This is a genomic window from Methanothrix soehngenii GP6 (assembly GCF_000204415.1).
GTDB lineage: Archaea > Halobacteriota > Methanosarcinia > Methanotrichales > Methanotrichaceae > Methanothrix > Methanothrix soehngenii.
On the sequence record NC_015416.1, the window covers coordinates 908,891 to 930,620 of the forward strand.

Annotated in this window: 29 protein-coding genes and 1 tRNA gene; 20 read left to right on the top strand and 10 right to left on the bottom strand. The window is 53.7% G+C overall.

Annotation, left to right across the window (positions count from 1 at the left end):
• Positions 1-39 precede the first annotated feature (39 nt).
• From MCON_RS04560 to MCON_RS16025, 12 genes are all read left to right on the top strand, one after another.
• Positions 40-864, top strand: a complete 825-nt coding sequence (locus tag MCON_RS04560; RefSeq protein ID WP_013718846.1) for a F420-dependent methylenetetrahydromethanopterin dehydrogenase — start codon at positions 40-42, stop codon at positions 862-864.
• A gap of 185 nt (positions 865-1,049) precedes the next feature.
• Positions 1,050-1,808 (top strand): ABC transporter ATP-binding protein, encoded by a 759-nt coding sequence (locus MCON_RS04565; RefSeq protein ID WP_013718847.1) that lies wholly within the window; start codon positions 1,050-1,052, stop codon positions 1,806-1,808.
• Positions 1,809-1,888: 80 nt separating this feature from the next.
• Positions 1,889-2,920: an NAD(P)-dependent glycerol-1-phosphate dehydrogenase gene (locus tag MCON_RS04570; RefSeq protein WP_048131894.1), complete on the top strand. Its 1,032-nt coding sequence runs from the start codon at positions 1,889-1,891 to the stop codon at positions 2,918-2,920.
• Positions 2,921-2,989: 69 nt separating this feature from the next.
• A complete protein-coding gene (locus tag MCON_RS04575) occupies positions 2,990-3,439 on the top strand; it encodes a UPF0179 family protein (RefSeq protein ID WP_013718849.1) in 450 nt (149 codons plus the stop codon).
• Positions 3,440-4,441 carry a 7,8-didemethyl-8-hydroxy-5-deazariboflavin synthase subunit CofG gene (cofG, locus tag MCON_RS04580; RefSeq protein WP_013718850.1) on the top strand — a complete coding sequence of 334 codons (1,002 nt, stop codon included), beginning with the start codon at positions 3,440-3,442 and terminating at the stop codon, positions 4,439-4,441. It abuts the gene before it with no gap.
• Positions 4,442-4,446: 5 nt separating this feature from the next.
• Positions 4,447-4,626: a hypothetical protein gene (locus MCON_RS04585; protein ID WP_013718851.1), complete on the top strand. Its 180-nt coding sequence runs from the start codon at positions 4,447-4,449 to the stop codon at positions 4,624-4,626.
• A gap of 52 nt (positions 4,627-4,678) precedes the next feature.
• On the top strand, positions 4,679-5,044 hold the full coding sequence (locus tag MCON_RS04590; RefSeq protein ID WP_013718852.1) for a cell division protein SepF: 366 nt from the start codon (positions 4,679-4,681) through the stop codon (positions 5,042-5,044).
• Positions 5,041-5,610 carry a ZPR1 zinc finger domain-containing protein gene (locus tag MCON_RS04595; protein ID WP_013718853.1) on the top strand — a complete coding sequence of 190 codons (570 nt, stop codon included), beginning with the start codon at positions 5,041-5,043 and terminating at the stop codon, positions 5,608-5,610. The genes MCON_RS04590 and MCON_RS04595 overlap by 4 nt, the downstream gene beginning before the upstream one ends.
• 1 nt (position 5,611) lies before the next feature.
• Positions 5,612-6,505: a 2-phospho-L-lactate transferase gene (cofD, locus tag MCON_RS04600; RefSeq protein ID WP_013718854.1), complete on the top strand. Its 894-nt coding sequence runs from the start codon at positions 5,612-5,614 to the stop codon at positions 6,503-6,505.
• Entirely contained in the window at positions 6,496-7,455 is a 960-nt protein-coding gene (locus MCON_RS04605; protein WP_013718855.1) for a methanogenesis marker 12 protein, read from the top strand. Before cofD ends, MCON_RS04605 begins: the two co-directional genes overlap by 10 nt.
• Positions 7,456-7,482: 27 nt before the next feature.
• Positions 7,483-7,728, top strand: coding sequence for a hypothetical protein (locus MCON_RS04610; RefSeq protein WP_013718856.1), 246 nt, complete (start codon positions 7,483-7,485; stop codon positions 7,726-7,728).
• Between the two features lie 533 nt (positions 7,729-8,261).
• Positions 8,262-8,411 carry a hypothetical protein gene (locus MCON_RS16025; RefSeq protein ID WP_157863672.1) on the top strand — a complete coding sequence of 50 codons (150 nt, stop codon included), beginning with the start codon at positions 8,262-8,264 and terminating at the stop codon, positions 8,409-8,411.
• Between the two features lie 153 nt (positions 8,412-8,564).
• On the opposite strand, the gene MCON_RS04615 is transcribed toward MCON_RS16025, so the two are convergent.
• The 10 genes from MCON_RS04615 to MCON_RS04660 all read right to left on the bottom strand — a co-directional run bounded on the left by MCON_RS04615 (position 8,565) and on the right by MCON_RS04660 (position 14,877).
• Positions 8,565-9,212, bottom strand: a complete 648-nt coding sequence (locus MCON_RS04615) for a YkgJ family cysteine cluster protein (RefSeq protein WP_013718857.1) — start codon at positions 9,210-9,212, stop codon at positions 8,565-8,567.
• Positions 9,213-9,247: 35 nt separating this feature from the next.
• The gene (gene mtrH, locus MCON_RS04620; RefSeq protein ID WP_013718858.1) at positions 9,248-10,183 is read right to left on the bottom strand and encodes a tetrahydromethanopterin S-methyltransferase subunit H; all 936 of its coding nucleotides are present in this window, start codon (positions 10,181-10,183) and stop codon (positions 9,248-9,250) included.
• A complete protein-coding gene (mtrG, locus tag MCON_RS04625; RefSeq protein WP_013718859.1) occupies positions 10,184-10,441 on the bottom strand; it encodes a tetrahydromethanopterin S-methyltransferase subunit MtrG in 258 nt (85 codons plus the stop codon). It abuts the gene before it with no gap.
• Positions 10,442-10,444: 3 nt separating this feature from the next.
• Positions 10,445-10,672 carry a tetrahydromethanopterin S-methyltransferase subunit F gene (locus tag MCON_RS04630; RefSeq protein WP_013718860.1) on the bottom strand — a complete coding sequence of 76 codons (228 nt, stop codon included), beginning with the start codon at positions 10,670-10,672 and terminating at the stop codon, positions 10,445-10,447.
• 1 nt (position 10,673) lies between these two features.
• The gene (mtrA, locus tag MCON_RS04635) at positions 10,674-11,405 is read right to left on the bottom strand and encodes a tetrahydromethanopterin S-methyltransferase subunit A (RefSeq protein WP_013718861.1); all 732 of its coding nucleotides are present in this window, start codon (positions 11,403-11,405) and stop codon (positions 10,674-10,676) included.
• Positions 11,406-11,407: 2 nt separating this feature from the next.
• Entirely contained in the window at positions 11,408-11,758 is a 351-nt protein-coding gene (locus MCON_RS04640) for a tetrahydromethanopterin S-methyltransferase subunit B (protein ID WP_013718862.1), read from the bottom strand.
• Between the two features lie 11 nt (positions 11,759-11,769).
• Positions 11,770-12,597: a tetrahydromethanopterin S-methyltransferase subunit MtrC gene (mtrC, locus tag MCON_RS04645; protein WP_013718863.1), complete on the bottom strand. Its 828-nt coding sequence runs from the start codon at positions 12,595-12,597 to the stop codon at positions 11,770-11,772.
• A 2-nt stretch (positions 12,598-12,599) separates the two neighbouring features.
• On the bottom strand, positions 12,600-13,286 hold the full coding sequence (gene mtrD, locus MCON_RS04650; protein WP_394296220.1) for a tetrahydromethanopterin S-methyltransferase subunit D: 687 nt from the start codon (positions 13,284-13,286) through the stop codon (positions 12,600-12,602).
• Complete coding sequence (gene mtrE, locus MCON_RS04655; protein ID WP_013718865.1) at positions 13,286-14,191, bottom strand: tetrahydromethanopterin S-methyltransferase subunit E; 906 nt, start codon at positions 14,189-14,191, stop codon at positions 13,286-13,288. The genes mtrD and mtrE overlap by 1 nt, the downstream gene beginning before the upstream one ends.
• Positions 14,192-14,340: 149 nt before the next feature.
• Complete coding sequence (locus MCON_RS04660) at positions 14,341-14,877, bottom strand: CDP-2,3-bis-(O-geranylgeranyl)-sn-glycerol synthase (RefSeq protein WP_013718866.1); 537 nt, start codon at positions 14,875-14,877, stop codon at positions 14,341-14,343.
• A 231-nt stretch (positions 14,878-15,108) separates the two neighbouring features.
• On the opposite strand from MCON_RS04660, the gene MCON_RS04665 reads away from it, so the two are divergent.
• From MCON_RS04665 to MCON_RS04700, 8 genes are all read left to right on the top strand, one after another.
• Positions 15,109-15,468 carry a hypothetical protein gene (locus MCON_RS04665; protein ID WP_013718867.1) on the top strand — a complete coding sequence of 120 codons (360 nt, stop codon included), beginning with the start codon at positions 15,109-15,111 and terminating at the stop codon, positions 15,466-15,468.
• Positions 15,469-15,692: 224 nt separating this feature from the next.
• Positions 15,693-15,790, top strand: a tRNA-Gly gene (locus tag MCON_RS04670).
• Positions 15,791-15,895: 105 nt separating this feature from the next.
• Positions 15,896-16,615, top strand: a complete 720-nt coding sequence (locus tag MCON_RS04675) for a helix-turn-helix domain-containing protein (RefSeq protein WP_013718868.1) — start codon at positions 15,896-15,898, stop codon at positions 16,613-16,615.
• A 6-nt stretch (positions 16,616-16,621) separates the two neighbouring features.
• Entirely contained in the window at positions 16,622-17,659 is a 1,038-nt protein-coding gene (locus MCON_RS04680; RefSeq protein WP_013718869.1) for a hydroxymethylglutaryl-CoA synthase, read from the top strand.
• A complete protein-coding gene (locus MCON_RS04685) occupies positions 17,656-18,819 on the top strand; it encodes a thiolase domain-containing protein (RefSeq protein WP_013718870.1) in 1,164 nt (387 codons plus the stop codon). Before MCON_RS04680 ends, MCON_RS04685 begins: the two co-directional genes overlap by 4 nt.
• 2 nt (positions 18,820-18,821) lie before the next feature.
• Positions 18,822-19,265: a Zn-ribbon domain-containing OB-fold protein gene (locus MCON_RS04690; RefSeq protein ID WP_013718871.1), complete on the top strand. Its 444-nt coding sequence runs from the start codon at positions 18,822-18,824 to the stop codon at positions 19,263-19,265.
• A 236-nt stretch (positions 19,266-19,501) separates the two neighbouring features.
• Positions 19,502-20,542, top strand: coding sequence for a hypothetical protein (locus MCON_RS04695; protein ID WP_157863673.1), 1,041 nt, complete (start codon positions 19,502-19,504; stop codon positions 20,540-20,542).
• 306 nt (positions 20,543-20,848) lie between these two features.
• Entirely contained in the window at positions 20,849-21,721 is an 873-nt protein-coding gene (locus tag MCON_RS04700; protein WP_048131901.1) for a hypothetical protein, read from the top strand.
• The last annotated feature ends 9 nt before the right edge of the window (positions 21,722-21,730 follow it).

Sequence of the window (21,730 nt, forward strand, 5' to 3'; positions counted from 1 at the left end):
ACAAAATCCTTTTATCTTCCCCATGACTTCCCTACCGGCATGTTCAAGATCGGCTTTGTGAAGCTGGGAAACATAGCCACATCTACGGCTATCGATCTATCCCTGGATGAGATCGCAGAGAGAACGGATATAGAGTTCAAGATCATCAGCTTCGGGCCCAAGATGACTGAGAAGGAAGGGAAGGGTGCAGAAGAGCTGAAGGCCTGGCAGCCTCAACTGGTGGTTATCAGCAGCCCCAATGCTGCTACCGCAGGCCCCACCGCCGCCCGGGAGGCGTACCGTGGCATTCCAACTATCATCATCTCCGACGGTCCGAGCAAAAAGGAGGCAAGAGAGGCTCTATCAGCCGAAGGCTACGGCTACATCATTCTTCCCATGGATCCCCTCATCGGAGCGAAGAGGGAGTTCCTTGATCCAGCGGAGATGGCACTCTTCAACTCCGATGCCCTGCGCGTCCTGGCCGCCTGCGGAGCCATCCGTCTGGTGGAGGAGGAACTGGACAGGACCATAGCCAGCATCATCTCCGGACAGGCCAAGCTGCCCACAATTCTTGCCACCCCGGAGAAGTGCGCCGAGAGAATGCACTTCTCTAATCCCTATGCCCAGGCCAAAGCGATGGGCGCCCTTTATATGGCTCAGACTGTTGCCAGCATAGATGCCGCAGCCTGCTTCCGCTTAAAGGAGCTGAAGCCGATCGCCCTCACCGCTGCAGCAGGGCACGAGGTCATGCGGGCTGCTGCCCGTCTGGCTGATGAGGCCAGAGAGTTGGAAAAGTCGAATGATACCGTTTCTCGCCAACCCCATGCCAGAACGGGAGAGCTCATGCAAAAGCTGAGCCTATTGGATAAGCCGGAGAAGATCTAGGCAAATACTTTCGCCCCGCGCGGGTTGAGGATAAATAGCCATATGAGAAAGCTTCATTTCAGTAAAGGAAGAAACGCAGCCCTGCCCCTACACGCTTCTGGGATGGAAGGCTGCCTTCCCCTTGATTTGCTCACCTGTCTTCTCTATGGAAAGAGATAAAGCATCCTACTGCCTGTTCCCAGATAATGGCTCTGCTGCAGATCAAAGGGGTATACAAGCACTTTTTCGCAGATGGCAAGGAGATGGAGGCTCTGCATGACATCAACCTGACCATCGAAGAGAATCAATTCGTCTGCTTCATAGGACCGTCGGGATGCGGAAAGACAACGCTGCTTCGCATAGTGGCCGGCCTGGAGGCGCCCACCTCTGGCGCCGCCACAATAGATGGAGAGCCCATAGTAGGCCCTTCGCCTGAGAGGGGCATGGTCTTCCAGGAGTACTCCCTCTTTCCCTGGCGGACAATCCTGGATAACACCGTATTCGGCCTGGAGCTCAAGGGCATCGATAAGGCCAAGAGAGAGGAGAGGGGAAGACAGTATCTGAAGATGGTCGGCCTGGAGGGATTTGAGAAGCGCTATCCTCATGAGCTTTCCGGGGGAATGAAGCAGAGGGTGGCCATCGCCAGAGCTCTGGTCAACGACCCCAAGGCCCTGCTCATGGATGAGCCTTTTGGAGCCCTGGACGCTCAGACCCGAAATACCATGCAGTCTGAGCTGCTCAGAATTTGGGAGGAGGAGAAGAAGACGGTACTATTCGTCACTCACAGCGTTGACGAGGCCATATATCTGGCGGATGCAATAGTGATCATGTCTGCCCGGCCGGGAAGGATAAAGGATATAATTCAGATCCCCCTCCCCAGGCCCAGGACTAGGACCAGCACTGAGGTCAACCAGATAAGGGATCGCATCCTCTGCGACCTGCGCACTGAGATTGCCAGCTGCTGAGATATGGTTTTATATCGCCAAAGAGCACTAATTCTAACCTCATTTCTAAGCGGGTGAGTCGGTTGACTGGATCGAGATGGATGGAGCTGCCGCGGATAGTGGCCGTGGGAAACGAGGCGATATTGGAGCTGCCCCAGATCTGCTCTTATCTGCATCTGGAGGGGCCCGGACTCATCGTCACCGGGCCTCATACCGATGATGTGGTGGGAAAGACCATCTTAGAGCTGCTGAACTCAGGAGGTTTCGAGCCCCAAACCCTCATCTGCACGGCATCAAAGCTTGAGGAGGTGGATCGCGCAGAGGCCAGGGCAAGGGAGATTGAGGCCGGCTTTCTCATCGGCGCTGGTGGGGGCAGATCCATCGATATAGCCAAGATCGCCTCCATGAGAACGAATATTCCCTTCCTCTCCCTGCCCACCGCCGCTTCGCACGATGGCATCTGCTCCTCCCAGGCCTCATTGACGGTTAACGGAGAGGCGGTGTCCCTGCCCGCCCAATCACCCCTCGCCATCGTCGCTGACACCGGGATAATAGCTCGGGCTCCGGCCAGGCTTCTGGCCGCCGGCTGCGGAGACATAATCTCCAACTACACCGCCATCCTGGACTGGCAGCTTGCTCACCGACTGAGAAGCGAGGAGTTCAGCGAGTATGCCTCCGCCCTCTCCGGCATGACCGCTAAAATGATCGTCGAGCGTGCTTCTGATATCCGGCCAGGGCTGGAGGAATCGGCCAAGATCGTGGTAAAGGCTCTGATCTCCAGCGGGGTGGCGATGAGCATTGCCGGATCCTCCCGGCCGGCAAGCGGCTCGGAGCATAAGTTCGCCCATTCGATCAACCGCATAGCACCGAGAAGGGGCCTGCATGGTGAGCTCTGCGGCCTGGGAACCATAATGATGATGTATTTGCACGGCAAAGACTGGAAGATGATAAGAGAGGCACTGGCCCAGGTGGGAGCTCCCACCTCAGCCGACCAGATCGGGCTGGATGCAGAAACCGTGGTAGAGGCCCTGGTCAATGCCCATAGGATCAGGCCGGAGCGCTATACCATCCTGGACTCAGGACTGAACCGGGATGCAGCCGCCAGAGCGGCCGAGGCAACGGGAGTGATTTAGTATGGTAAACCGACCTCAATGAAATATATAATAATTGGATAATAATGATTAATAAAAGGAGAATGAAATATGTCCGAAGCATCTACCCAAATCACATTGATTGGAACAAAGCTTGCCAGCATTGGCATGGAGTTCACCTTCATGGGCCCCACTCCCGAATGCGAATCCTGCAAGCTGAGGAATACCTGCATCAATCTGGAGCCGAGGAGGCGCTACCGGGTGCTGGGAACGCGCGGAGAGCTGGTGCATGAGTGCCCCATTCATGAGGCAGGAGTCAGGGCAGTGGAGGTAGCAGAAAGCCCAATAATTGCGGCCTTCGATGCCAGAAAGGCATTCCCCGGATCCAAGATCGTATTTGAGGCCATGAAATGCGATGACTATAATTGCAGCATGTACGATATATGCCATCCCATCGGGCTGAAGGATGGAGAAAAGTGCACCATTGTAGAGGTGGTGGGTGAGGCGCCGGAGGACTGCCCCCGGGGGAATATCTTGAAGCTGGTGGAGTTTCGCCGATAGATGAAGCTGATAACTTACAGCAAAAATATTTTTTTGCCCGTCACCAACCTCTGCCGCAACCGCTGCCAATACTGCTCTTTTCGAAGAAACCTGGATGAGGCCCATCTGATCAGCCGGTCTGCTGCCCAGCAACTTTTGGAAGAGGGGCGAGATCATGGCTGCTCCGAGGCCCTATTCACCCTGGGAGAGAGGCCGGAGGAGGTGGAAGGCTTTCATCTGATGCTGGCAGGAGAGGGCAGAGAGGACCTTTTGGGCTACCTGGTAGAGCTTTGCGAGCTGGCGATAGAGCATGATCTTCTGCCTCATACCAACGCCGGGCTCCTCTCAGAAGAGGACCTGGCCACCTTGCAGCCCTATAATGCCTCCATGGGGCTGATGCTGGAGAGCTGTGCCAAACTCGACGCTCATGAGCAATCTCCCGGCAAGAATCCGGAGCTGCGCCTTAAGCATATTGCCAGGGCGGGCAGGCTGCATATCCCCTTTACCACCGGCATTTTAGTGGGCATAGGAGAGAGCTGGCAGGACAGAATCCAATCCATTCAGGCCATATCCCGACTTCATGATGAGCATGGCCATATTCAAGAGGTCATTGTGCAGCCCTTCGACCCCAAGCCGGGAACTGCCATGTCAACCCATCCCCGGCCCGAGCGGGAGGATCTGGTCCGGACGGTAAGACTTGCCCGCGAGCTACTCCCTCGAGAGGTAGCGGTCCAGGTCCCGCCCAACCTGGCTGACCCTCTGCCCCTGATAGAGGCAGGAGCGGACGATCTGGGGGGGATCAGTCCCATAACCCGAGATGAGATAAATCCAAATAGCTCCTGGCCGAGGGAAGAGGAGCTGAAAAGGAGCCTTTTCGCCTATGAGCTGAAGGAAAGGCTGCCCGTATACCCAAGGTTCATAAGGAGAGGGTGGCATGGCTCAAAGACCCGAAGGCTGACTGCTGCCCTGGCCAGCGAGGACGGTCTGCGGCGAAAAAGTATATCTTCCAGGGAATGGTGGTGAGTTTTGTGAATAAGAAATATCTTGAGATAGGGCTGAGCACAGGTCTGGTGCTCTTGATGATCATCCTCATTTTGGGGGCGCAGATGACCCTCCCCACAGAGGAGAGAGGATCAAGCTTTGCCATAATAATCCTGCTCTTCATCGTGGCCATGGGCATCGTGGGATTGAAGCTGGATGATATGTAGCTGCGTTAAATATAAATATAATAATACACATTTTCCTTTGAGGGATTCTTAAATGGCAGGATTTCTGGAAAAGCTCAAGCTCATTGGAAAGTCCAGCGAGCAGGATTACATAGAGGTGGATTTAAGCCAGTTCGAAGAGCCCAGGGGCTCGAATGAGATCATCCTGCGGGTGGCGGAGATGGGACGGATTGAGGTTCTGCCTGAGGTTAAGCAGGAGATCTACAACGGCAATATAGTCCTTGCGGACATCGCCGGCCTGAAGAGGGATAAAGCCGCCCTGGACAGAGCGATCGGTGAGCTGAAGAAGGCAGTCGAGGATGTATCCGGAGATATTGCTGGCATCGGCGACGACCTGATAGTTCTGGTTCCAAAGGGCATAAAGATTGACCGAGAAAAAGTGGTCGGAGGAAAGGATTGAATCTCACGACCAATGCCAACTGCCCTGTATGCTCTGCCCAGATGCAGTTCTCTTGGGAGACGCAGGATATACCATATTTCGGCGAGGCCATGCTTATCGCCGGGGTCTGCGAATGCGGCTTTCGGCATAGCGATACCATTCTTTTGACCCAGAAGGAGCCGGTGAGAAATACCCTGGTGGTGGAGACAATAGAAGATCTGAACGTCAGGGTCATTCGCTCATCAAGCGGAACGATTCGAGTGCCAGAGCTTGGGGTGGACGTAGAGCCGGGGTATGCCTCCGACTCATATGTCTCCAACGTGGAAGGGGTGCTGGACCGAATCGAAGAGATAGTCTGTTTTGCCACCTCCCAGGCCCGGGCGGCAGATAACCAGGATGGCGCTCGGAGAGGAGAAGAGATCCTGGAGAGCATCGCCCTCGCTCGCAAAGGAGAGTTTCCCATAACCCTGATCATCGAGGATCCACTGGGGAACAGCGCCATAGCCTCAGAAAAGGTGAAAGTATCGCCCCTGACGGATGAGGACATGGCCCGCCTCCAGACAGGCATCATGCTTTTGGAAGTCTGATATGCTGGTCTTAAGCGGAGGCACAGGAACCCCCAAGCTCCTGAGAGGCTTAAAGGAGCTCGTTTTGCCCCAAGAGCTCTCTGTTGCGGTGAACACCGCCGAAGACCTCTGGATTTCTGGAAACTATATATCGCCAGATATTGATTCCGTCCTTTATACCCTGGCGGATATGATCGATGAGAAGCGATGGTGGGGCATTAAGGGGGACCGGACATTAACCCACGACTTCCTCCTCATGATGGGAGTGGACGAGAAGCTGACCATTGGGGACAAGGACCGGGCAGTGCACATATTTCGCTCCAATCTCCTCCGCCGGGGAGTCAAGCTCAGCCTGACCACAGAAGCCATAGCCAATGCCCTGGGGGTCATGCAGAGGGTGGTCCCCATGACCGATGACATCGTATCCACGGTTATCGGCACTCCAGAGGGGATGATGCACTTTCAGGACTTTTGGGCGAGCCTCAAGGGAAGGCCGAGGGTCGAATCCGTGACCTTCACCGGATTGGAAGAGGCCCTCCCCTGCCAGGGATTCCTGGATCTCTTGGAGAGGGAGGAGACCGTCATCATCGGTCCAAGCAATCCGGTCACCAGCATCGGTCCAATCCTCGCCCTTGCCGGGGTGCGAGATCGCCTGAAGAAAAAGAAGGTAGTGGCCATAAGCCCGTTTGTAGGAAATAAGCCCGTTAGCGGCCCGGCAGCAAAGCTCATGGAGGCCCGGGGAGTTCCGGCCAGCGATGAAGGAGTGGCAGCACTTTTGGGCAAGGTAGACATCTTTGTGGTCGACGGAAAGAGCGACTACACTGGGGACTGCGTGCGCATGAAAACCCTTATGAGGACAAAAAATGAGAGTCTGGCAATGGCGAAAGGCTTGCTGGATTTGATCGGATGTTCTTAGGCGTAGACCACGGCACCACAGCTATCAGGTTTGCCAGTGAAAAGGGCTCAATCTATGAGCTCTCGCGCAGCTCGGCCGCTGATCTTTCTTACGAGCAGATATTATCCCGGATTGAAGAGAGCCTGGGACCGGAAAGGGTGGACCTGGTTGCCCTCTCCTACTCCATGGGCGACGGCCTGACCAGGATCGTCCGGCTCGAGGACGCACTTAACCGGGGGCTGATAAGTCAGGATGGTGCGGGCTTGCACCAGGGTGGTGGGACCCAGGTCTTCGAGGCCATCAGGGCCTCAGGCTGGCCGGCCATACTTCTGCCCGGAATTCATCGCGCAAGCAGAATAGATCCCAGATTTCGGGTATTCAGCCACGGCATGAGCCCGGAGAAGGTGGGCCTCGCCTATGGGGTTTTCCGGCAGGGCAGCTCCAGCTTCATCGTATGCGACGCCAGCTCCAATACCGTCAGCTTCGCCGTGCTGAGGGGCGAGATCGTGGCAGCCATAGATGCACCTATCTTCGCACCCGGCCTCTTGCAGGGTCCCCTGGACGTTCAGGCGATAAGAGATGTCGACTCCGGAAAGCTGACCGCAAACCAGGCCTTCAACTGGGGGGGGATCCTCTCCAAGATGAAAAGGATGGGGCTTGATCAATGCTCCCCGGAGGAGCGCCATCTGGCCATGGAGACCCTCGCCCTCTTCGCTGCCATGGAGATGGCTGCCCTTCTGGTCCTCTGCCGCGACCGGGGTCTTGAGTGTCCCCAGCTCTTCCTGGCCGGAAGCCCGGCAAGGGAGATCGAGCCCCGGGTATCCGCCCATCTGGATAGAAGGGTCGTCCCTCTGGAGAGATCGGCGGCTGCTCAGGGCTGCGCCAGGATAGCAGAGGATGTATTCGCCGGAAAGGAGAATATCCTGGGAATTGCCGTCGATGAGAGGGTCAGGGCAGGAAAGGAAGGTTGATCCGTCCGGCGGACAGAGCTCTAATTTATGGAGACGATTACCGAGAAAGAGATACGGGATCTAGAGGAGCGTGCTTCATACATCAAGGGCGAGAAGGCTAAAGTTCTAAAAGAGGAGGTCGAGGTTGCCATGGCCAGAGCAGAAGCTGCTGGATTGGGGTCAGAGTTGATCGACCGCCTTGATATCCTTCTGCTCAATCTCACCGAGGCATCGCGTGATGTCTGCACCAACACCAGATGCCCTCATTACGGCAAGAAGTGCAAGATGAGATGAGCATCTGAATGATAATTATAGTCCTGACAGATGCCAGGACTATGCAATAAAAGCAATCATATCTTTACCTGACTCCTGACCTGCTATCAGACCACTTGTTCAGGAGCGTAGGTAGGGCGACGACAAGCACACCAAATAGAATAATGGCGTATATCTGAGACATCATATCCATCTTTTCTCACCTCCGGAAATTGATTATTATCCCAAATAGGTTTAGGTACAGACCATGATAAACTTTTTGCTGCTAGATGTTGGGCAGCTAGAGGATCTTCCGCCCAGTGCAGCATGGATTTGGGGCTCAAACGGACTTTGGGTGAAAAGTAAAAAATGGTAAAAATGGTAAAAAGCAATTTAACCTTTTTGTTAAATGGATATTTACTATTTGGTGGCATCAATGAAAAATTCAGATCGATAGATTAATTCATAAATTGGAAAATTGTCTGTTATCTGAAAAACTTTAAATAACCGGAATGCATGCCTCGTAATTGTGAACTGGCCCGGGAGAAGATTGGTCCAGAGCACAGGAGATGAATATGACGGGCTTTACGCAGAATGAACCACCCAATGTGGGAAAGGACGTACAGGTCAAGGGATCTTTAACATCAGAGGACGGCGGATTTTACGCCATCATCATATCCGCAATCATATTCTTGATTGCCGCACTATCCGGTCATCTGGCATAGATGAGTCCATCCATCCAGATCTGACCTCCCGGCCTGGGATCGGATTGGCTGTATTCTCCAATCCGAACCCAAGGCCGAACGATCTTCTTCGTCCTTCTATGCTGCCACCCTCAAGCTCCAATTCTCAACTGAGCAGAATGGGGCGATAATAGGTCAAATCGAAGAGGATCTCTTTCTCCCTCTGCCGGGCAGAGTTCTGTAAATCCGTGCCCCGGAGGCGATCTCTCCGGAGGAATTAAGCTTCTGGATATGAGGCGAGATATCCTCGGTTCTCAGCAGGAACTGCTCTGCCACCAGTCCCTCCAGCTTCTTTCTGTCCACCATCTTCCCCTTTCCAATCCCGGGACAGGTGGGATTGTAGCTGATGTTGAGAAGGATATCACCATTGTCCAGCGTCTCCTCCTCCACCCGAAAGGGAAAGAGCCGGCAGGCAATCGGCCGCACGGAATAGATGCTGCAGCCCTCCTGGTAGAAGACGCAGGTGGTATCCTCTTTGCTTTTCAATACCGGCAGGTCGAGGATCACCCTTCTGCCCTCGTCCTCGATTTTCACATAGCATTCACTGTAATCGTAAAGAGTATCCACAAAGTCCGGGGGCCTCATGCCAGTCCTATTGCTGATGGCATGGACATCCTTCTCAGTGAGATAAATCAGGTTGGAGCTTCTCCAAAAATCCTCTATCTGCTCTGCAGGGATGAGATCATCAAACTCCAGAGGCCTTTTATGGTGGCAGCATGAGCCGCACCTCTGGCACTGGAATCGTATATTGCCAAATATGGCTTTTACCACAACCCGGGGCATAAATCCCCTCAAAAAAAAGAAAAGGAGAAGGCGACCTAGAGAGTCGTCTTCAGTGGATGCTTCTCTGCCAGAACTTCCAGTCCCAGCTCCTGGGCGGACTCTGCCTTCATGATATCCACCATTGCCGCAGCGGGGAAGATCATGGGGGCGTTCTCAATGGGCCCGTAGAGGTAGTAGTCAGCACCGACGATTCCGGCCACCAGGTTCGAGCCGATATCGACAGGAGCAAAAGCCTCCTTATGCTGCTTTTTCCACTTCTTCATCCAGTCCCAGGCAGAAGCGCCGTTGTGGAATCCTCCGCCCACCGGCAGGCCGTACATAGCCTTGACTGCGATGCAGGCACGGTAGGTTGCACCGGATCCAGCTCCCAGGGGCATGGCTGCGGTGTCGATGAGAGGCCTGGTGATGCCGCACTCTTTTGCGTAATCCATCAGGGGCTTCTGAGCGCCGCCTGCTGCCTTGTTCATCATTTCCATTTTGCCCTTGGTCCCCTTCTCAATGGCATTGAAGATGAGCACGATCGCTGAGTCCAGATCGCTCTCTTTGACTGCTGCCAGCTCCTCGGGGGTGATGGAGGCATTGATGGAGTTATGGATGGCCCTGTCAGCCACTCCGATCTCAGTGGCATGCTTGACGCCGAAAGCCCGCACCTCTGGGGCAGAGGAATCGATGAGGAAGGGATAGTCGGATATGCCCACGAACCAGTCTATCTCTTTGGCCATGGCCTCATTGCTCTCGGCCACGATCTGGTTCATGCAGCTGTTTCCAGTAACCTCGCTCATCTCTACCTGTGTATTCCAGAGCCGCTCTGCGGCTGCTACGTCAAAGACACCGTGCTCGGGGTCAGAGACTATCTTATGCCTGGCATAGAACATGGTGCCAATGCAGCATGTGGGGTACTCGCCAGGCTGGCCCCCTAACTTGAATTTACCGAAATCGAAGACTTCTTGCTTTCTATCAAATCTGAACATTCAAATCACCGCCGTCCAATTGCCTGCGTAAACGAACAGTACGTATGCTAAGACCAGGATCAATCCTGCGCAGATACCATAGGCCATGCCTAGATCTCTGCCGATGGATTTGCCGGCTCTCATGTACTTCTCTGAGGAGTAGAACTCTATCTTCTCCTCTATCTTCTCCAGCCTTGCCATCACATCCCTGAGCTGATCAGGATCGACCACGGCAACGGGTACTACCGGCTTGGTATCTTCTGGCATATGTTCTGGCATGGTTCAAATCCCTCCCATAAAGGCAAATGGCCCCAGCATCATCACAATAGCAAGGACAAAGCCTATGGCAAATCCTACGGAGACCGTGGACATAACGCCAGAACTCAGCTTGGTCTCTCTGGCCAGAAGCTGGCCCTTGTACCGGACATCCTCCACTATTGCGTCGATCATAGGCATATTCGGCTCTATCACCGCGGGCAATCCCTGGCCATATGCAATCTCTTCTGCCATTTTACACTCCTCCTGCCACTCTGAGAATCAATCCGAAGATGACAAGGACCACGGTCATGCCTAGGGCGATGCCTTCGATCTTGCCGACATATATGCCCGCCTGGAGCTTATTGAGGAGGCCGACGTTGGTCACGGCGGTGTCTATGCCGCGCATCCTTCCCCTTACCTCCACCATCTCAGCCGCCATGGGCTTGAGGCCGCCTGCCTCTTCTTCTTCTCCGCCCTCTTTGATCTCAATGGCCATGGGCTCGACATCAAGAGCACCTGGATCCTTGCTGGCCAGCTCCTTGACCTTGCCGGCTATAGCTCCGATGTCCTCGGTGTTCAGCATCATGACCGCTTCGACCTGATTCTTCCAGCGCTCAATGGCCTCAGGGGTCAGGTTCTGGATGAAGGGAATGGCTCCCTTGGCTCCGATGATCCTGCCTTCCTTGTCAATTCCGCTCTGGGTGAAGGCCTCGACCGCCTGCCCGGTGATGTGCCCCTTGACCTCCATTCCCGTGACCAGGACAAATCTGATATTGGGATTGGAGATGACATTGGCCACCATCTTCTCTATGCCGATGTTCTCGGTCTTGCAGGGCCCGGCCAGGGCTGCTCCTGCCTTGATCAGATCGGCATTGTGAAGGTGCGATCCGCAGGTGCATACTGCAACCGGACTCTCTGGATTTCCTACCTCATACTCGCCGGTGATCGTCGGCCAGGGGTCGGAAGGCTTCTTTTTAAGCACCATCTCTAAGCACCTCCGAGAGCTTTCTTGACGATCTCAAATGTGGCCGGATTGGTGAACGCCATAGACAGCAGCAGCACGAAGGACAGCACCAGTCCGATGATGAATCCTACCCAGATGTTGGTGTATAGGCCCGCTATGTACGATGCCTTTCCTCTTCTGGCGTAAGACGACAGGAGCTCATTGTCCGGCACAAGCTGATTCACGAGGTCGTCAGCCACTTTGTCCATCTTTTCTATTCTCTCATAAACTGGGTCGAAGGTGAACAAGACCACGTCCGCCCTTTGCTCCGAGACCACCCCTTTCATGGGGTCGAAGATCAGGCCCAGTTCCGGTGAAACTCTAACAAATCCCATTTTAGAACACCTCACTGCACCGTTGGCGGCAATAATCCTGTTCCGACAACCGCGGATGCATCCCTCTTCACCAGCTTGTAGTACATCTTGAAGAAGTAGTACCATATGGCAAAGCCGATGATGATCTGCAGCAGTCCTGCACCCAGGCCCTGAGTCAACAAGGCCCCAATTCCAGTGGCAGTCATGGCCAGTCCACCCACCATTATCGCATTGACCAGGGTCCTATCCTGCTTCTCATCCGGGCCGAGATTGGCATTGAAGGGATGCAGGATGGCCAGACCTCCAGCGATGAAGATGATGGCGATGTAGCCGGTCATAAGAACATCATTCACGATATCGTCATATCCGAGGGTGCCAGATATGGCAAAGCTCCAGCCTAAAATGGCCAGTGCACCCGCCATGGACAGATCGGCATTGCCCTCCTCCATCACCGGGATGTTGAACTTGATGACCTTATTGGCGATGACGCCTATAATGTAACCGAAGACACCGGCATAGATCAGGGTGATGATCGGACCGAGCATCCCGAATCCCAGTGTTTCCGCTACGGAGAGTCCGAACATAACGGCGATGATTCCCATGCCCAAAGCGAGCATGCCGATCGATGGAACTCCTGTACCAATACCGTAAGCGCAGACTCTTCGCACTGAATTAGCTCCCATGACCACGGCGAATATAGCAGCCACCGCTCCGATAAAGGAGAACACCTCAGTGTTAAGGGCGGAATTGAGTATTGAGCCCAGATAAATTCCCACAATGGAGCCCACCAGGCCGTACATTCTCAGCTTCTTGGGCTCATATGCAGACGGCGCTCCGCCTGCACTTCCTCCTACAGACATTTCTAGGCACCTCCGGTGATCAATACTGATGCTAAAGCGAGCAGTACGCTGGCGATGAGACAGGCTCTGAATGCGAAGGGCCATTTCTTGAACTTCGGATCATGGAAGCCCTCGATTGTACCCTGGATGTTCCAGGAGGCAATCACAGCGTTCACCATGAAAATACCAATGGCGAACATGGCGCTCAAAGCGGCATTGCCGTTGATCAAATAGAGTGCATAGTAGATCATGGCTCCGCCAAGACCCCCCATCATGCCGCCGATTAGGCCGCTGACAAAGCAGACCGTGGGTATACCATGGCCGACTGTTCCCGGTGCGATATAAGGCGGCTGGGAGAATCCGGTTATGGGATCATATGTCACCTTGGCCGAGACAAAGGGCACTCCTACTGCATAAGCGTATATCCAGGAGCCAGTAAGCATGGTGGAGCCCACCATAATTCCTGCGCCGACAGCTCCAGAAGCTAAGACGAGCCAGATGTTATCTGTGACCGACATCATCAGGCCCGCAGCCAAGAGGCCAGTGAGACCCGATCCGGCTGCCAGCTGCACAGTTCCCGTACCGATGCCGGTAGCCTGGGCCATGGCCGCAGGTGCACCGCCCACAGGGACGAAGTGAACGCCGACGCCTACCAGAAGCCCTCCCACGACGATCTCCAGGATGTATACAATGGTAGTTGCATCAAATATCATGCTGCTACATCCCCCTTATACTCTGGATATGGTCCATACTTTCTCCTGGTGGACCTCTCTATATAGTGGTTATAAGAGACCTCAACAAGAATGAAGAAGACTCCCATGAGAATGGCATAAGAAGCCTGGGTTACGGGATCGAATACCGTTGTCCGCCAGTTGTCCAGAAAGACCGTCAGGCCGAATCCCATCCCAGTGGCCGGCCCGCCGAACTTGGTGCAGAACCAGGCGTTGTCTATGGAGTTTCTCAGACCTGCCTCTGCCTTCCTCACAATCTGGCCGGAGAGCATGGTGTTCAGACCGCAGCCGAATGCCCGGTTCTGGAACTCCCTCTCGCCGCCATAATGAATATCTCCCACCGAGGAGCCTATGGCACCCACAGCCAGTCCCCAGATCAGAGCGATGATGGGCATTGGGAAGGGATGTGGCGTTGGCAGCATATATACCATGATATACGATATAGTTGCAATACAGAATGATGTTATCCAGGCATGCGCCATAATCGATGGCGTGGTGTACCTGACGATATCCAGATAAATCCACTGGTTGAACCTGGCCTGGCTGGAGTTCCTGCCAAAGTAGGAGCTCATTGAAAAGACACCGTTGAATAGTGCAGCAACGGATGCGCCTGCTACCAGGGCCATCAATGCGGGCATCTGGAAGGCGGTAATAAGCGTATAGGCTACTATAGCAGCTGTGGCACACCACAGGGCATTGGCCGGCGGTTCGCCCGAGATGGCCTTATTATAAATCCTGTGGGGGTTGCCAACCTGGGCAGCCAGCTGAACTTGCGAGTTGGGATTGCTCTGAGATCCTACATCGGATTCTATATCTTCAGAGGCACCAGCAACCGTCGCAAGGGCTCCCATTGCGGCTATAAGCCCCATGCTAAATGCGTCCATTTATTCCTCCTCCTTTTCATTTTACCAATTTCATAGTTTTCCACTATAAAATTGGCTATGACGCTCTTGGTATCAATTACCCAAACTTATAAACCTTTCGCGATCTCTGGCAGGCAAAAATTTCTCAGGCGGATATCACCAGGAAACCTCTACCAGGGCTCTCTCTTTGCGCCGATCTTGTAGCCAATGATATTGGTTATGCGGTGGAGAATGGGGGTGATGATCAGCACTATTATCATTATCAAAGGTGTGAAGTTATGCCAAAACCACAGCGGCGCAATTAACATAGTGAGAAGCCATGCCCCTATCACAAAATCGATCTGATCTATTAGAACGAGAGGAGCACCGCGTTTCATCCTCAGGCGGCGCTTGAAGAAGGCAGCCACGATATCTCCCAGCATTGCCCCCAGGGAGAGGCCGAGGAGAATGGGGAGCTGCTCGAAGCCTGTGCCAAAGACCGGCAGGCCGAAGAACGGCGCGATCTGGTTTTGCACCAGACCCATCAGGACGCCGCAAACCGTCCCGGCGATCGTCCCCCGAAAGGTCTTGCCATCGCCCAAGGTTCTCTCCCCATCCTGGAAGACCCGGCCCATGTCCAGGGGCGTTCCGCCCCCAAAAATGGCTGCGAAGTTGTTTGGCACATAGGCAGGCAGCATCAGCCAGAAGGCGACGATAAGGGCAATCATTCTTTTTCCTATTTTCCGGTTTATTCTTCTTTTCTATTTTTTCCCTTCGCGGTCACCCCCATATATCAAATTATCTGATGCTCAGCATTAGATCGGTGGGCATGTTCATTCAGCCAGCAAATATAAGCAGGTGAGATATGATGTAGCATATCCTTTATTTGAGGGCGAATGCGCTTCATGATTGCTCGATAAAAGCAAAAGAGAGGAGAGCATTACCAAGGAGGCATCTATTTGAGCAGGAGATTCAGCGATCTGACGGCAAAAGAGCTGGCCAGGCTCCCCAGCCTGTGCTTCGATCACAGCCGGATTGGTGAGGAGATCATCCATCTGCACCTTTTCAACGATGAGAAGATGCACTGGTATATAGCGGAGTGGGGGCCAATAAACAAGAGGTTCTTTGGCTTTTATTTGAATAAGGCCGATGGAATCGCCTCGGGATTCTGCGGCCTGGATGATATCCTCGTCTATGAGAGGAGAGGGACGAGTTGGACTCCGATGGTGGATGAGGATTGGAGGCCAGTGGTCGCTCGGGAGATTCCGATACTGGTAGAGTACATCAAGTTGATGATCATTCAGCCCGATCTCACCTGATCGCCCAGCTCGTGCAGCGCATAATATTTTGCCGATAGCTTTTGTCGATAGCTTGCACCCGCCAATTCCCGGATCTGAAGAGGCGGAGAGCGCCTATCCGGGCCGCAGCATTCGCGACTGATGCATTTTTCTCCGGCTCCGATCGACAGGGCCCGTCCTTGCCCTGGATGGAAGAGGATTCGGATCGAAACAGTTAAGTTCAAGTTGTGAGACTAGATGGGCGGGCGTCGATGGTCTAGTGGTTATGACTTGGGCCTTCCAGGCAGATCAATAGAATCTGCGAAGCAAGCCTACAACCCGGGTTCGAATCCCGGTCGACGCATTATTTGGCCTCATTCCTCTGGATTTGCCTATTCTGGTAGCCAATACGTTAAATGCCGAATATTTTTCGCTACATTTATATCCTAGTTTCACCAGTTAATATTTCATGAATTCTGGTGGGGAGATCTCCAATGCACGAGGATTGCTGGCAGAGAAGATTGCAGGCGAGATCACCTTATCCCAAAATCCTGGCGAGACATTGAGAAAGTGGCGGCGCAACTTCGGCATAACCCAGACCGACCTCTCCAATCACCTGAAAATATCTCCTTCGGTAATATCCGACTATGAGAGCGGCAGGAGGAAGTCCCCAGGCATAATGATAGTCAGCAAGATAATCGATGCCCTGCTCAGGCTGGATGAGAGCCGGGGCTGCAATGTCCTGCGCGCCTATGAGGATATGTGGGGAGATATCCTGGGGCTGGACTCCATCTGCAGCGTCTGCGAGTATCAAGAGCCCCTTCCTCTGAACGATATCGCCAAGAAGCTTGATGCTGAGGTCGTCTACGGCCGGACGGATATCACCATCTGGGGTTATACGCTGATAGACAGCCTGAAGGCCATTGTGGAGATGCTCCCCGACCAGTTCCAGAAGATCTATGGGCGGAGCACCGCCAGGGCTCTGATATTCACCGGCGTTCACACCGGCCGATCGAGCATGGTTGCGGTGAGGGTGAGCAATCTAAAACCAGGGGCAGTGGTCCTGCAAGGAATGGAGCCAGTAGATGTGGACCCCATTGCGGTCAGGATCGCAGAGGTTGAAAATATCCCTCTTTTGACGACACATTTTTCCGTGGATGAGATCACCAGTGCTCTGAGCAAAGGGTGAAATCCATTGGTCTCGGGAATTGTCAGCTATGGGGTCTATATTCCCCGATTCAGGATAAGGGCAGATGAGATAGCCAGGGTATGGGGGGGTGGTGATGACATCTCTTCGAGCCTGAGGGTCTTCGAGAAATCCGTGCCTGATCTTGATGAGGACGCAGTGACCATAGCGGTGGAGGCAGCAAGGAACGCTCTGGATCGCGCCGACGTTGATCCTAAGCGAATAGGAGCCATCTATACGGGCTCGGAGAGCCATCCATATGCGGTCAAGCCTACGGGGACCATCGTCGGCCAGGCGGTATGCACCTCATCCTCCTTCACCACTGCGGATTTTGAGTTCGCTTGCAAGGCGGGGACCGCGGCGATTCAGGCCTGCCTGGGCCTGGTAGGCTCCGATATGATCGATCTGGGTTTGGCCATCGGCGCAGACGTCAGCCAGGGAGCGCCAGGTGATATGCTGGAGTACACCGCAGCTGCCGGAGGAGCGGCTTATTTGATCGGAAAGAGGGATCTGGCGGCTCAGATCGAGGGCTTTTATTCCTTCACCACCGATACCCCGGACTTCTGGAGAAGAGAGGGGATGCCATACCCAGAGCATAGCGGCAGGTTCACAGGGGAGCCCGCCTATTTCAAGCATGTCACCAGCGCCGCCACTGGGTTGATGGAGAGGATGAAAACCAGGCCGGAGGACTACGACTATGCAGTCTTCCACCAGCCCAATGGCAAGTTCCCGGTGCGAGTGGCCAAGATGCTGGGCTTCTCCAAAAAGCAGATCGAGCCGGGGCTGGTCGTGCCCATGATAGGGAACACTTACTCTGCATCCTGCCTCATCGGCCTGGCCGCTACTCTGGACATCGCCCGGCCGGGTGAGAGGATCTTCGTCACCAGCTTTGGCTCCGGTGCGGGCAGCGATGCCTTCAGCATCAAAGTATTGGACAGAATTGAGGACATCCGCTGCAATGCTCCGAGCGTTCGCGACTATATCGGCGATGCTGAGTATCTTGATTATGCAATGTACGCCAAGCACAAGGGCAAGCTGAGAATATGAGGTCTGTATCTATTATTGGTGTAGGTTGCACCAAGTTCGGGGAGAGATGGGACTCTTCCCTGCGCGACATGATCGCCGAGGCAGGGGTCCTGGCGATTGAGGACGCAGAGATCACCGGTGAGCAGATAGACGCCCTCTATGTGGGCAACATGAGCGGCGGGCGGTTCATAGAGCAGGAGCATATCGGAGCCCTGATCGCCGACTGCGCCGGCCTGTCGCGACTGCATGTCCCCTCCACCCGGGTAGAGGCCGCCTGCGCCTCAGGAGGTCTGGCCCTCCGCCAGGCGGTCATGGCTGTGGCCAGCGGCTACTGCGATATCGTCATCGCCGCCGGGGTGGAGAAGATGACCGACGTCTCCTCAGGCACCGCCGCCGACGCCCTGGCAGCAGCAGCAGACAGGGAGTGGGAATGCTTCTTTGGCGCCACATTTCCAGCGCTCTATGCCATGATGGCCAAGATGCATATGCGCCGCTACGGCACAACCCACGACCAGATGGCCCAGGTGGCAGTGAAAAATCACCATCATGCCTGCATGAATCCCATCGCCCAGTATCAGATGGAGATCGGCATTGATGATGTGAACCGATCCTCTATGGTAGCCGATCCCCTGCATGTGCTGGACTGCTCTCCCATATCCGATGGCGCATCGGTGGTGGTTCTGGCTCCCACCGAGACCGCTCGCAGGTTCTCCGACACTCCTATCAAGATCGTGGGCTGCGCCCAGGCCAGCGATACCCTGGCCCTGCACGACCGCCGCGACCTGACCACCCTGGATGCCACCGTCCATGCTGGACGTTCTGCCTTCCGCCAGGCAGGGATCGAGCCCCGTCAGGTGGATGTGGCCGAGGTCCACGACTGCTTCACCATCGCTGAGATCCTGGCGATTGAAGATCTGGGATTTGTGGAGAAGGGGCATGGTGGCAGAGCAGCCGAGGAAGGGCTGACCGCACTGGATGGAGAGGTTGCGGTCAACACCTCTGGCGGGCTGAAGGCCTGCGGCCATCCGGTAGGGGCCACCGGGATCAAGCAGGCCTATGAGATCGCTCTGCAGCTGAGAGGAGAAGCAGGACGCCGCCAGGTCGATGAGGTGGAGATCGGCCTTGCCCATAATGTGGGTGGGTCAGGGGGAACTGCCTTGGTCCATATATTCACGAGGTAAAGATGACGACCCAAGCTCCCAGATTCTGGCGAAGCATACCTCAGAGATACAATCTCTTGGGAACGCACTGCAATAGATGCAACGAATACTTCTTTCCTCCCCGAAACCTCTGCCCTAACTGTCGCAGAGGCGCTCACTTGGAGAGCCATGCCTTCAAGGGAACGGGGACCATCATCACCTACACCACCATTCACAATGCCACCGATGACTTCGAGAGGCTCACCCCCTATAATCTGGCAATAATCCAGCTGGATGAGGGGCCCAAGATCACCGGCCAGATCGTATCCAGCCAAGAAGAGGTGAAGATCGGGATGAGGGTCCGGGCGGTCTTCAGAATCCTGGGAAAGGAGGGTGACAGGGGCATAATCTATTATGGCACGAAGTTCGCCCCATTGATTGAGCCGGGCTGCCAGGAGAGAGAGGAGAAGAAAAACGACTCCGCCTGAGAATGGTCCGGTAGTATCTTCGGGCTTCCCCACCAGGAAGAAATCGTATTGGCCGAAGAAGCGATAGATGTCCTTTACTCCCAGCTTTTTTTGCAGATAATCATCGGTCGATGGTTCTCAGATTTCATTTTAATATCAGAGGGAAGTGCATAAATACTTTATAAATGTTATTAGGAACTATGAGGATGATATCGCTTTTGATATGCCTATTTATGCTTCTCATCAGTTCCTTGGGAATGAATTGCACGGCAACGAATGAATCCCAATTGGACAGAGCATCAGTGGGCACAGCATCAATGGACAACGCGACAGCAGGCGCAGAGATAGTGGACTATGTACAGATGAACATCTCATCACAGGAAAGCTCTGAGAATGCTGAAGCCTTCTGGAGCCTAGAGGGATACGATCGGATTCAATTGCCTAGAATTGGCCGTTTACTGCAAGAGAACCAGACCTCTCAGGACCTGCTATTGCCAGAGGAGCTCGCCGTCTATTCTCGAGGGATGCCGATACAGGGGAGGATAGAATTCTCCAGAGAACAAGTCCCATTCCAGATCCCTTCCGAGTCGGGAATCAACATCTGTATAGCTCCTCTCAGCCTGGCAGGATATCTGGCTGGAGATCTTGGCAACGTACAGTTATCTGAGGAAGCGATCTGCACAGAGGCCGTGGTAATGGATAGCGCGGAGAATGATGGCGCAGCAAAGAAGGCCAATCTATCTTTCAGCATCGCTTCAGATAGAACGGCCGAGAGGAGAAGCGGCTTTTATTCGCTATATGCTCTTGATGGAAATCGATCGTCTATTGCCCCCGCTCAGGCCTTCATCTTTACGGAAGGAGAGGCGGTCCTGCAAATGGAAGATAGCATCCCTTCAGAGAATGAATTCATTAAGATCAATCTGAGCACAGGGACTGAAGACAACCGGTCTAAGATATTCGCAGCAGCTATTATGCCGCGCAAAGAGTATGATAATGCCACAATGAGACTGGTCGCGAATGAATCAAAAACCTGGCCGGTTGTCGCTCTTTCCATAGGCAGCAGATCCACTGAGATCGAGGTCAATCCCGCCACTGCTCAAGACCAGCTTATGAGTATGATCTCCCTTCTGCCGGATAATGGCGCCATCAGCTTGCAGGAGGCCACTCTATCCGCAGTTGATCTCATCTTTCAGACGGATGGATCATGGGAAAAGGGGGAGTATGTGATCGTATGCGCCATCTATTCCCCGGAAGTTGGGCTGCAGGGTTTGAAGCAGAAAATTGTAGAGGTGATTTAATCCGCCAGCACCCTTGATTAGTATTTATAATAAGACGTTATAATTTTTTCTAAAATTTTTTGCTTTGGATATATTTTATATCAATTATATATATATATATTGAGGTAATTCCTATCTTTTTCAGAATGATGAATCAAATCATTCTGGGCAATTGTGGCGTGAGGTTTTTATCTGATATCAGATTCAATAGAATTGAGCATTAGAACAATCTCCAAAAGAATCAACTATAATCTTGAGGAGAAAAGCTGAATTAAATGATATGACTCAGGAATAGATCCCTGAATATCTCTAGAGGTGACCAAGCATATGTTAAGAGTTAAGAAGGCAATAGCCTGGATAATCAGCTTGAGCATTCTGAGACTGAAGGAAGGGAATATGGCAAAGAAACCAGAATGGATGAGGAATGCAGGCAGGGGCCTGGCTATCGCCATGGCGATCAATTTGATGCTGATCTTCATATTGATATCGCCAGGAATCTCATTTGAGCTGTCTGCTGACAGCGTTACCGCCGGAGACAATTTGATCATAACCGGGACGAGCGAGCCGAACAGCGAGAACACGTTCATCTCCAGCTTCACAATGAATCTGCCTGTGACCTCTGAGAAGTACAACTACGAGACCGAGATCAAAGTCCCCAATAAGCCAAACCGCTTTTCGGTTACGGCCAGAAACGTACAGAACCTCGATGCAGGGATGAAGATGGGAATCTGGATCACCAAAAGCTTTGAATCACACGATGGGGTGGTGCATCTCTCTGTAGCGGATATCCCCCCGGGAATGTACAGGCTCAAGGTATCCGGCAACGCTATGCCGGGAGCAAATGAGGTTCCCATAACCATTGAGGCCGAGACGGGGGTATTGGCCGACTCCAGTGGAAGCTACAAGCTGGTCATCGACACCACTGGCATACCGGAGAGCGATTACCTGATCGAGGGAGATGGCGATGCGAAGACCGTGCGCATAATGAGCAAAGAAGAAAACCGCTCATCTGCTTCAGATGTCAGTGTGGCTGAGAAAAAGGTAGCAACAGATAAGGATGAGAATGAAACAAAGCCCAGCGTAGCTGCCAGCGAATCCGCGGGGGAAGAATCGGTCAAAGAGGAGAAAGCCACCCCGCCAGCAGAATCCGGTGATACTAAGGATGTGATCTCCAAGCTGACAGAGTGGTTGGGGCTATAGGCAGCGAAC

Excerpts from the sequence above, each read along its gene's own strand:
- MCON_RS04560 (WP_013718846.1), top strand. The coding sequence starts at position 40 with ATGTTCAAGATCGGCTTTGTGAAGCTGGGAAACATAGCCACATCTACG.
- MCON_RS04565 (WP_013718847.1), top strand. The coding sequence starts at position 1,050 with ATGGCTCTGCTGCAGATCAAAGGGGTATACAAGCACTTTTTCGCAGAT.
- MCON_RS04570 (WP_048131894.1), top strand. The coding sequence starts at position 1,889 with ATGGAGCTGCCGCGGATAGTGGCCGTGGGAAACGAGGCGATATTGGAG.
- MCON_RS04575 (WP_013718849.1), top strand. The coding sequence starts at position 2,990 with ATGTCCGAAGCATCTACCCAAATCACATTGATTGGAACAAAGCTTGCC.
- cofG (WP_013718850.1), top strand. The coding sequence starts at position 3,440 with ATGAAGCTGATAACTTACAGCAAAAATATTTTTTTGCCCGTCACCAAC.
- MCON_RS04590 (WP_013718852.1), top strand. The coding sequence starts at position 4,679 with ATGGCAGGATTTCTGGAAAAGCTCAAGCTCATTGGAAAGTCCAGCGAG.
- cofD (WP_013718854.1), top strand. The coding sequence starts at position 5,612 with ATGCTGGTCTTAAGCGGAGGCACAGGAACCCCCAAGCTCCTGAGAGGC.
- MCON_RS04605 (WP_013718855.1), top strand. The coding sequence starts at position 6,496 with ATGTTCTTAGGCGTAGACCACGGCACCACAGCTATCAGGTTTGCCAGT.
- MCON_RS04610 (WP_013718856.1), top strand. The coding sequence starts at position 7,483 with ATGGAGACGATTACCGAGAAAGAGATACGGGATCTAGAGGAGCGTGCT.
- MCON_RS16025 (WP_157863672.1), top strand. The coding sequence starts at position 8,262 with ATGACGGGCTTTACGCAGAATGAACCACCCAATGTGGGAAAGGACGTA.
- MCON_RS04615 (WP_013718857.1), bottom strand. The coding sequence starts at position 9,212 with ATGCCCCGGGTTGTGGTAAAAGCCATATTTGGCAATATACGATTCCAG.
- mtrH (WP_013718858.1), bottom strand. The coding sequence starts at position 10,183 with ATGTTCAGATTTGATAGAAAGCAAGAAGTCTTCGATTTCGGTAAATTC.
- mtrG (WP_013718859.1), bottom strand. The coding sequence starts at position 10,441 with ATGCCAGAACATATGCCAGAAGATACCAAGCCGGTAGTACCCGTTGCC.
- MCON_RS04630 (WP_013718860.1), bottom strand. The coding sequence starts at position 10,672 with ATGGCAGAAGAGATTGCATATGGCCAGGGATTGCCCGCGGTGATAGAG.
- mtrA (WP_013718861.1), bottom strand. The coding sequence starts at position 11,405 with ATGGTGCTTAAAAAGAAGCCTTCCGACCCCTGGCCGACGATCACCGGC.
- MCON_RS04640 (WP_013718862.1), bottom strand. The coding sequence starts at position 11,758 with ATGGGATTTGTTAGAGTTTCACCGGAACTGGGCCTGATCTTCGACCCC.
- mtrC (WP_013718863.1), bottom strand. The coding sequence starts at position 12,597 with ATGTCTGTAGGAGGAAGTGCAGGCGGAGCGCCGTCTGCATATGAGCCC.
- mtrE (WP_013718865.1), bottom strand. The coding sequence starts at position 14,191 with ATGGACGCATTTAGCATGGGGCTTATAGCCGCAATGGGAGCCCTTGCG.
- MCON_RS04660 (WP_013718866.1), bottom strand. The coding sequence starts at position 14,877 with ATGATTGCCCTTATCGTCGCCTTCTGGCTGATGCTGCCTGCCTATGTG.
- MCON_RS04675 (WP_013718868.1), top strand. The coding sequence starts at position 15,896 with ATGAATTCTGGTGGGGAGATCTCCAATGCACGAGGATTGCTGGCAGAG.
- MCON_RS04685 (WP_013718870.1), top strand. The coding sequence starts at position 17,656 with ATGAGGTCTGTATCTATTATTGGTGTAGGTTGCACCAAGTTCGGGGAG.
- MCON_RS04690 (WP_013718871.1), top strand. The coding sequence starts at position 18,822 with ATGACGACCCAAGCTCCCAGATTCTGGCGAAGCATACCTCAGAGATAC.
- MCON_RS04695 (WP_157863673.1), top strand. The coding sequence starts at position 19,502 with ATGAATTGCACGGCAACGAATGAATCCCAATTGGACAGAGCATCAGTG.
- MCON_RS04700 (WP_048131901.1), top strand. The coding sequence starts at position 20,849 with ATGTTAAGAGTTAAGAAGGCAATAGCCTGGATAATCAGCTTGAGCATT.